The following is an 8500-nucleotide window of genomic DNA, read 5'->3' on the forward strand; positions in this document are numbered from 1 at the left end:
TGATTGCCGTAAGGCGTTGAGCACGATGGGCCTACAGGGGAAGATGCGACGGGCCCACGTGATTTTCCTCTGATTGCCGTAAGGCGTTGAGCACTTTTACTTGGACGACTGCGCCGCCGGGCCGACTGCCTATGTGATTTTCCTCTGATTGCCGTAAGGCGTCTTGCTTTCCCTCTGCAGGTTTTGCATCCGAACTCGAGGCAGAGATGGGATCAGATGACTTGGCCGTCGGATGTTATTCTCCCCTTGAGTTTACCGGCCCGCTCTTCGGCCTCCTCCATAACCCTGTCCAGCTGCTCCAGCACCTCGCCCGGATGCTTTTCCAGCACCCGCAGGGAGAGGGCCATCCGTCCCTTGGCCTCATCCACATCGATGACAACAGCTTTGATGCGTTGGCCTGGTTTGAACAAATCCGGTAGCGAGGCTACAAAACTTTGGCTGACCTGCTTGATGTGCAACAGCCCGGTTACCCCTTCTTCCAAGTCCACAAACACACCGAAGGGTTTTAGTCCGCTGACTTTGCCTTCCACCACTTGGCCACTGGTGTAGCGGCTCAGGTTCTCGGACTTTACAGCCGCCCTTTGGGAGAGCACCAGCTTGTTGGCTTCTGGGTTCACCTCGATAAAGCTTGCTGTCAAGGATTGCCCCACCAACTCCTCCAGACTTTCCCGTTGGCTGAGGTGGGAGCGGGGAATGAAGCCGCGCAGCCCCTGCACATCCACCACCACCCCCCCTTTGTTGGTGGCGATCACCGGAACGGTTACCGTCTGGCCGTTGGCTTGCTTCTGGGCCAGCTCCTCCCAAAGCCGCTTCAGCCTCAGCCGCCGCGCCGAGAGCACAATTTGTCCCTCTGCATCTTCTCGCAAGATGAGAAACTCGGCTTCTGTTTTTAGGGGAAAGAGCGCACTCAAATCTTCCCCTGGGCGGATCCCTGCTTCCTTGAGGGGCAAAAAGGCCGGGGATTTGCCGCCAATATCCACCAGAGCGCCATCGTTCTGATGTTGGAAGATGCGGCCTTGCACCACCTGCCCCGGTTGAAAGCTGAGGTTTTGCTTGTCTAAAGCCTGGGCAAAATCTTCCGCGGAAAACGTATCGGCAGCCTGAGAGCGAGAAGAGCGAACGGTCATGGAAGGGCTCAATTCAAAAAGCAGTGGGTTTCAGGATAACCCAAAACCTTCCAAGGATCCCAGCTCCAGCCTCTGGCCTAGATGTAGTACATGAGCCGAGCCTGTTGCTGTTGTGCCTGCCGGTCGCAGAGGTCTTGTAGGGTGGTCTTCTGGAGAATGGCTACCGCCGCAGCTTGGGCATCTTGCCAGGCCTTCAGGAGCACTTCCCGCTCTGGGGTGAGATCGCCCGAGGGCAAGTCGCGGGAGCGGCTGAGATCTTCCCCCTCGATGGCCTGGATAACATCCAGCAGCGAGATCTGCCAGGGTGCTCGGGCCAGGAAGTAGCCTCCCTTGGATCCCCGTTGGCTGCGCACCAACCCCTGTCTGCGCAAGGTGGCCAGCAGTTGCTCCAAGTAGCGGTCGGGTATGGACTGATGGGCCGCAATTTCTTTGATCTGCAGCACCTGGCCATCACTGTAGTGCTGGGCCAATTCCAGAAGGGCCAGGAGAGCATATTCACTTTTGCAAGACAGTTCCAAGATATCCATCCTTGTGGAGGGCTTAGGTCTATGATACTCCGGTTTTTCACTGGGGTTTAGCGGGATCCCGCCCTGAGCTGGCAATGGGATCCAGCCTGTAAGGTGGAATAGGCCCCTTTGGGAATGGTTTATGGCGAGTGTCAGCACCCGGTCTGGTTCAGCACGGATCCCAGCGGAGCGATTACAAACCTTGCACCAACAGATTGGCAAGCTGATTGCCAATATCGAATCCGTGTTTCAGGGCAAATCGCAGGTGGTGCAGGCGGTGGTCACGGCCTTGGTTGCGGAAGGTCATGTTTTGCTTGAAGATGTGCCCGGTGTAGGCAAGACCACTTTGGCGCGGGCCATCGCCCACAGTTTGGGAGCCAAGTTTCAGCGGATTCAATTTACCAGCGACCTATTGCCGACAGATATCCTTGGCCTCACCCTTTTCAACAAAGAAAAAGGGGATTTTGAATTTCGTCCCGGCCCCATTTTTGCCCACGTGGTCTTGGCGGATGAAATCAATCGCACCTCGCCCCGCACCCAAAGTGCCCTGCTGGAGGCAATGGCGGAAAAGCAGGTTTCGCTGGACGATCGCACCTACCCGCTGCCCAGCCCATTTATGGTGTTGGCCACCCAAAATCCTTTGGAGTACCACGGCACCTATCCCCTCCCAGAAAGCCAGTTGGATCGGTTTTTGGTACGGCTGTCGATTGGCTACCCCAGCCCTGAGGTAGAGCGAGCTTTACTCTTGCAACGGCAACAGGCCGAGCCGGTGGATGCTCTGCAGCCGGTTCTCTCCCTGATGGAGTTGCGAGAGATTCAGTCGGCGGTGGATCAGGTGTATTTGGATGGATCCCTGGCGGACTATCTTCTGCAGGTGGTGCAGGCCACTCGCGTGTCCAAGCTGCTGCGGGCGGGGGTATCCACCCGTGGAGCCCTGGCCTTGGCGCGGGCAGCACGGGCCCAGGCGCTGGTGAAAGGGCGCAGCTTTTGTCTACCAGAAGATCTGCAAGCACTGTTCGTGCCGGTACTGACCCATCGGGTTTCTCTGGCCGGGTCGGGAGAGATGGCCGGCAACCGACGGCAAGAGGCAGAGGCGGTGATTCGGGATATTGTCTCCACAATTGAGCCGCCTGTTTGAGGGATCCGTAGCAGCAATGGTTAACTACAGCAGTGAGTCGGGTCGGATCCGGGGATCCACCCACATCAGGAGCAAATCGGCCAACAAATTGCCCAGAATGAGCATCACGGCCCCCAGCAGAAGCCCCGCCATCACCACATTGATGTCGAAACTTTGAACAGCCTCCAAGAGCAGCTTGCCCAGCCCCGGCCAATTGAAGAAAAACTCGGCAATAAAAGAGCCGCTGAGCAGATTGGCAAACTCAAAGCCCAAGATCGTGATCAAGGGGTTGACGGCGTTGCGCAGCGCGTGCAACCAGATCACCCGCCACTCTGGGATCCCACGGGCCCGCGCCGCCTGGATGTATTCCTGCCGCAGCACATCCAAGAAATTGCCGCGCGTAATCCGCTGCAGCCCGGCAAAGCTGGTGATGCTCAGGGCCAGCGTGGGCAGGAGCAGGTGGCGGCCCAGATCCAGCAACTTTTCCCCCAAACTAAGCTCGGCAAAATAAACACTGGTCATCCCCCCTACCGGCAGCCAGCTCACGTTTTGGGCCACAATTAGCAGCAAAATGGCCAGCACGAAGCTGGGCATGGCCTGGCCCAGGTAGCTGAGCAACTGCAACGCCCGATCCAGGGGGGTGTTCTGCCGCAGCGCCCCCAGGATCCCTAGGGGAATGGAGATCATCCAGGTGAGCAAAATGGAAGACACCGCCAGCAGCAGGGTGGCCCCAGCCCGAGAGGCGATCAACCCCAACACAGGAACCCGGTAGGTATAGCTCATGCCGAAATCCCCTTGCAGCAGGTTGCCCAGCCAGGTCAAGTACTGCCAAACCAAGGGCTTATCCAACCCCAGCCGCGCTTCCTCTTGGGCAATAAACTCCTGGCTGACACTGGGATCCGCCCGCAAGGGATCCAAAAAATCTCCGGGGGCCAGTTGCAACAGCAAAAAACTGAGCAGCGTGATCAACAGCAGCACCGGCACCGCTTGGGTGATCCGCTGCAAAACCAAGGCCAGCGGCGGCCAAAGGCCAAAAGCGCGGGAACGGGAAGGCGGAGAGGAGGTTACAGCCACAGATGCAGATGGATATTCGGATATGCTCTTTGAGTTGGATTCTTGTCGAACTATGCTGACATCCTTGCGGCCAGATTTCCAGTGTGGGGTTTGCCAAGTCGAGCGGCTCTCTTGCAGGGGAATTGAGGGCTCAGGCAGTCCGGCAGACAGAAGCTGAAGCGGTACACTAGTCAGAAGCTTTTTTCATCGAGTCCCGTTGGGAAGACCTCTTGCGAAACCTGTTTCTTACCGGCGCTAGCGGCTGCCTGGGGCACTATGTGTTGGAGCGCCTGGCCCAGCAAAGGGATCCCGAGTTTCCGGAGCGGCCCGCCTACCACCTGTACGTTCTCATCCGCGAGACCAGCCGCCTGCGGCTGCCCCTAGAACGGCTGCCCGCCCCTATCACCCTAGTACCCGGCGATCTCCTGCGCATCCGGGAACACGCCGCTCTGCTGCGCCAGATGGATGGGCTGATCCACATGGCGGCAGCTTGGGGGGATCCCGCCCTGGCTTGGGCCGTGAATGTTACCCACACCCTGGAGCTCTTTCAGTTGTTGGATCCGGAGCGCTGTCAGCAGGTGATCTACTTTTCCACGGCCAGCCTTTTGAACCAGGACCTGGAGCCTTTGGCCATTGCCGGACGGGCCGGCACCGACTACATCCGCAGCAAGTACGAGATGCTGCTGCGGCGGCAGGAAAGCGGCTTCTGGCCGGAGCGCCTGCTCACCCTTTATCCCACCCTGCTCTTTGGCGGCAGCCCCCACCACCCCTACTCCCACATCACTGCCGGCCTCAAGGACGTTCTCCGCTGGCTGGATCTGATCCGCTTTTTGCGGGTGGATGCCAGCTTCCACTTTATCCACGCTGCCGATGTGGCCGAGATGGTGGCCTATTGGGTGGCCCATCTGCCTGGTGGTGGCGATTGGGTTTTGGGCAATCCCCCCCTCTCCTGGGATGAATGTGTGGAACAGATGTGTGCTTATTTCAAAAAACGGATCTATTTCCGAGTGCCTCTGCCCCCGGCTCTCGTTCGCGGCTTGGCCTTTCTATTTCGGGTGCGGCTTTCAGCCTGGGATGAGTTCTGTCTGCGCCAGCGCCATTTTGTTTACCCGGCCATTTCCCCAGAAACCCTGGGTTTGCGCTGCCACTTCCCCACCGTGGCCTCTCTTTTGGATACCTACCTCTAGACCACCTTTGAGTAACAGTAGAACTGGACGCTGCTTCCTTTCCCTCTGGGACGGGGGGATGAGAGCCGAGGACCCAAGGGATCCCACTCGCCTCCGACAGGGATCAGCCGGTGGGGGCCACCGTTTCTCTGATGGCCAAGGCCTGGAGCTGGGCGGCAATGCGCTCGCGGTTGAGGTTTTGCCCAATCAGCACCAGTCGGGTCAAGCGCGGCTCCTGGGGTCGCCAGGGGCGGTCGTAGTAGGTTTCAAATCGGGATCCCACCCCCTGCAGCACCAGGCGCATCGGCTTGTAGGGGACGGCCACAAACCCTTTTATCCGGTAAAGACATTCCTCTTGGGCCAACTGGCGTAGCTGAGCCACCAGGGATCCCGGCTCATAACCTCCCTCCAAGCTGAGGTAGAAAGACTCAAAAGCTTCGTGCTCATGCTCCTCCCCGTGATCGTGGTGGCTGGGGCGGCGCTCGAGCTGGTCTTCCACCGCTGCATTAAAGCCCAAGAGCACTTCTGGGGGAACCTGCCCCCGCTCACAAGGGAGGATTTGAACCTCAGGGCGCAAGTGGTGCCGCAGCCAGCTTTCCACCCGAGCTTGCTCCTCTTGGGTAATCTGATCCACCTTGGTGAGCACCACCAAATCGGCACAGCTCAACTGATCCTCAAACAATTCCTCAAGCGGAGTCTCATGGTCCAAACTTTCGTCAGCCTGCCGCTGCGCCTCCAGGGCCGCCGGATCCCCCACCAGTTGCCCAGAGGCCAGAGCCTGACCGTCCACCACAGTAATCACCGCATCTACCGTGGCGCCTGTACGGATGGTGGGCCAGCGGAAAGCCTGCACCAGGGGCTTGGGCAAGGCCAATCCTGAAGTCTCGATCAGGATGCAGTCTAGCTCCGCCCGCCGCTGCAACAGAGCTTCCATGGTGGGCAAAAACTCCTCCTGCACCGTGCAGCAGAGACAGCCGTTGGCCAGCTCCAGAATGGGGATGGATCCCTCCCCCTCACACAGTTGGCAATCCCGCAGCAACTCGCCGTCGATGCCCACTTCGCCAAACTCGTTAACCAACACGGCAATGCGGCGGCCCTGGTTGTTGAGCAAAAGGTGACGGATCAAAGTGGTCTTGCCGGATCCCAGAAATCCGGTGATGACGGTAACAGGGATCTTGTGCATCTGCTCTGATGACTCAGCGCTCTTCAGTTTCCACCCCAGGCTCTCTTTCTGCCAATCCTTGAGGGGGGGATGCCCAAAAAAAGGCCCCCGGCAAGGGGGGCCAAAGGTACATTCCAGAGGGACTTATGCCCTTATCGGATCGGCTTCATCCGGTAAACCGGCTCGTTCTCGCGGCTGATCCCTTTCTCAAAGCCAGCAGCGGCAGCGCGAGCGCGACCGGCATGCCACAGGTGACCCACGAAGAACAGGAAGCCGAAGATGAAGTTGTGAGCAGCCAACCAGGTGCGCGGGCTGGTGAAGTTCACCGTGTTGATCTCGGTAGCCACACCACCCACCGAGTTCAGGGATCCCAGCGGCGCGTGGGTCATGTACTCCACCGCACGGCGAGCTTGCCAAGGTTGGATGTCGTTCTTCAGCTTATCCAAGTCCAGGCCATTGGGGCCCAGCAGCGGCTCTTTCCAAGGAGCGCGCACATCCCAGAAGCGCATCGTCTCACCGCCAAAGATGATCTCGCCCGTGGGGGAGCGCATCAGGTATTTACCCAGACCGGTCGGCCCCTGCGCTTGGCCGATGTTGGCCCCCAAGCGCTGGTCGCGCACGATGAACGTAAGGGCTTGCGCTTGCGAGGCTTCTGGGCCAGTGGGGCCGTAGAACTCGCTGGGGTAGACGGTGTTGTTGAACCAGATGTAGCAGGTGGCAATGAAGCTCATCAGCGAAACCGCCGCCAAGCTGTAGGAGAGATAGGCCTCCCCAGACCAGATGAAGGCGCGGCGAGCCCAACCGAAGGGCTTGGTGAGGATGTGCCAGATCCCACCGGCAATGCAGATAATGCCGATGTAAATGTGGCCGCCGATTACATCCTCCATGTTGTCGACGCTGATGATCCAGCCTTCCCCACCAAAGGGAGATTTGAACAAGTAGCCGAAGATCACAGCGGGGTTCAAGGTGGGGTTAGTAATTACCCGCACATCGCCACCCCCTGGAGCCCAGGTGTCATAGACACCGCCAAACCACATGGCCTTGGCCACCAATAGGAAAGCCCCCAACCCCAACAGGATCAGGTGGATCCCCAGGATGGTGGTCATCTTGTTCTTGTCTTTCCAGTCGTAGCCGAAGAAGGGGAAAGACTGCTCCAGAGTTTCTGGGCCGCGAATGGCGTGATAAATGCCCCCCAACCCCAGCACGGCGCTGGAGATCAGGTGCAGCACCCCGATGACAAAGTAGGGGTAGGTGTCAATCACCTCGCCCCCCGGGCCAACCCCCCAGCCCAGAGTGGCCACGTGGGGCATCAGGATCAGGCCCTGCTCATACATGGGCCGATCTGGCGTGAAGTGAGCCACCTCAAACAGCAGCATCGCTCCCGCCCAGAAGACGATCAAGCCAGCATGGGCCACATGGGCACCCAAAAGCCGACCAGAAAGATTGATCAAGCGAGCATTCCCCGCCCACCAGGCAAATCCGCCTTGGGTGCGATCCTGCATCGCTACGGAACCAAACGTCGTTGAAGTCACTGAGGCCAGCCTCCAAAAACAGTAACAACCAGTGCAATCAAAATAGGGATCCAAAACAAAAGGGCTTGCTAGTGGCCGAGCGCCTACCCATCGAATCCAGGGATCCAACAGGCGAACGCTCGACCTCAACACTCATGCAAGGAATCCAGGAAAATCGAGCGTTCGAGGGTTAGCACCCGCTTAGAGCGCGTTGCCGCGGGGGAGGACTTCTTCAGGGAACTCAAAGCGCTCATGCGGCTGGTCCTGCGGCGCCATCCACGCCCGAATCCCCTCGTTCAGCAAAATGTTCTTCGTGTAAAACGTCTCAAACTCAGGGTCTTCTGCCGCCCGCACCTCCTGACTGATAAAGTCATACGCCCGCAGGTTCAGCGCCAACCCCACTACCCCAATGCTCGACATCCACAAACCCGTCACCGGCACAAACAACATGAAAAAGTGCAGCCACCGCTTGTTGGAAAACGCTATCCCAAAAATCTGGCTCCAGTACCGGTTGGCCGTCACCATCGAGTAGGTCTCCTCCGACTGCGTCGGCTCAAAAGCCCGAAAGGTGCTGGCCGCCTCCCCATCCTGAAACAGGGTGTTCTCCACCGTCGCCCCATGGATGGCACACAGCAGCGCTCCACCCAAAACGCCAGCCACCCCCATCATGTGGAACGGGTTCAGCGTCCAGTTGTGGAACCCCTGGAAAAACAGCAAAAAGCGGAAAATCCCCGCCACCCCAAAGCTGGGGGCAAAAAACCAACTGCTCTGCCCCAGCGGGTAAATCAAAAACACGCTCACAAACACCGCTATCGGCGCGCTAAACGCAATGGCGTTGTAGGGCCGCACCCCCACCAG

The 8500-nt window shown here is 58.7% G+C and carries 7 protein-coding genes and 1 pseudogene; 2 read left to right on the forward strand and 6 right to left on the reverse strand.

What is annotated here, in order from left to right:
* Positions 1-212: 212 nt before the first annotated feature.
* Together ACVWZ1_RS13865 and ACVWZ1_RS13870 are read right to left on the reverse strand one after the other, a co-directional pair.
* Positions 213-1127: a S1 RNA-binding domain-containing protein gene (locus ACVWZ1_RS13865; RefSeq protein WP_414351627.1), complete on the reverse strand. Its 915-nt coding sequence runs from the start codon at positions 1125-1127 to the stop codon at positions 213-215.
* A 77-nt stretch (positions 1128-1204) separates the two neighbouring features.
* Positions 1205-1645 (reverse strand): RrF2 family transcriptional regulator, encoded by a 441-nt coding sequence (locus tag ACVWZ1_RS13870; protein ID WP_011432485.1) that lies wholly within the window; start codon positions 1643-1645, stop codon positions 1205-1207.
* Positions 1646-1775: 130 nt separating this feature from the next.
* Between ACVWZ1_RS13870 and ACVWZ1_RS13875 the strand changes: the two genes are divergently transcribed.
* Positions 1776-2771, forward strand: a complete 996-nt coding sequence (locus tag ACVWZ1_RS13875; RefSeq protein ID WP_414342457.1) for an AAA family ATPase — start codon at positions 1776-1778, stop codon at positions 2769-2771.
* Between the two features lie 24 nt (positions 2772-2795).
* Here ACVWZ1_RS13875 and ACVWZ1_RS13880 read toward each other — a convergent pair whose 3' ends face one another.
* On the reverse strand, positions 2796-3824 hold the full coding sequence (locus tag ACVWZ1_RS13880) for an ABC transporter permease (protein WP_457503714.1): 1029 nt from the start codon (positions 3822-3824) through the stop codon (positions 2796-2798).
* A 209-nt stretch (positions 3825-4033) separates the two neighbouring features.
* Here ACVWZ1_RS13880 and ACVWZ1_RS13885 point away from each other — a divergent pair, with 209 nt between their 5' ends.
* Positions 4034-4990 (forward strand): NAD-dependent epimerase/dehydratase family protein, encoded by a 957-nt coding sequence (locus ACVWZ1_RS13885; RefSeq protein ID WP_414358402.1) that lies wholly within the window; start codon positions 4034-4036, stop codon positions 4988-4990.
* A gap of 103 nt (positions 4991-5093) precedes the next feature.
* Here ACVWZ1_RS13885 and cobW read toward each other — a convergent pair whose 3' ends face one another.
* The 3 genes and pseudogenes from cobW to ACVWZ1_RS13900 form a co-directional block, all read right to left on the reverse strand.
* A complete protein-coding gene (cobW, locus tag ACVWZ1_RS13890) occupies positions 5094-6152 on the reverse strand; it encodes a cobalamin biosynthesis protein CobW (protein WP_457503716.1) in 1059 nt (352 codons plus the stop codon).
* Between the two features lie 131 nt (positions 6153-6283).
* Positions 6284-7633: a photosystem II reaction center protein CP43 gene (gene psbC / locus ACVWZ1_RS13895; protein WP_457491143.1), complete on the reverse strand. Its 1350-nt coding sequence runs from the start codon at positions 7631-7633 to the stop codon at positions 6284-6286.
* Between the two features lie 210 nt (positions 7634-7843).
* Positions 7844-8500: pseudogene (locus ACVWZ1_RS13900) on the reverse strand (photosystem II D2 protein (photosystem q(a) protein)); the annotation flags it as partial.

It is taken from the genome of Thermostichus sp. MS-CIW-25 (assembly GCF_054060015.1).

What these genes read in the sequence shown, in the direction of transcription:
- psbC (WP_457491143.1), bottom strand. Translation starts at nt 7,633, where the DNA reads ATGCAGGATCGCACCCAAGGCGGATTTGCCTGGTGGGCGGGGAATGCT.
- ACVWZ1_RS13875 (WP_414342457.1), top strand. Translation starts at nt 1,776, where the DNA reads ATGGCGAGTGTCAGCACCCGGTCTGGTTCAGCACGGATCCCAGCGGAG.
- ACVWZ1_RS13865 (WP_414351627.1), bottom strand. Translation starts at nt 1,127, where the DNA reads ATGACCGTTCGCTCTTCTCGCTCTCAGGCTGCCGATACGTTTTCCGCG.
- cobW (WP_457503716.1), bottom strand. Translation starts at nt 6,152, where the DNA reads ATGCACAAGATCCCTGTTACCGTCATCACCGGATTTCTGGGATCCGGC.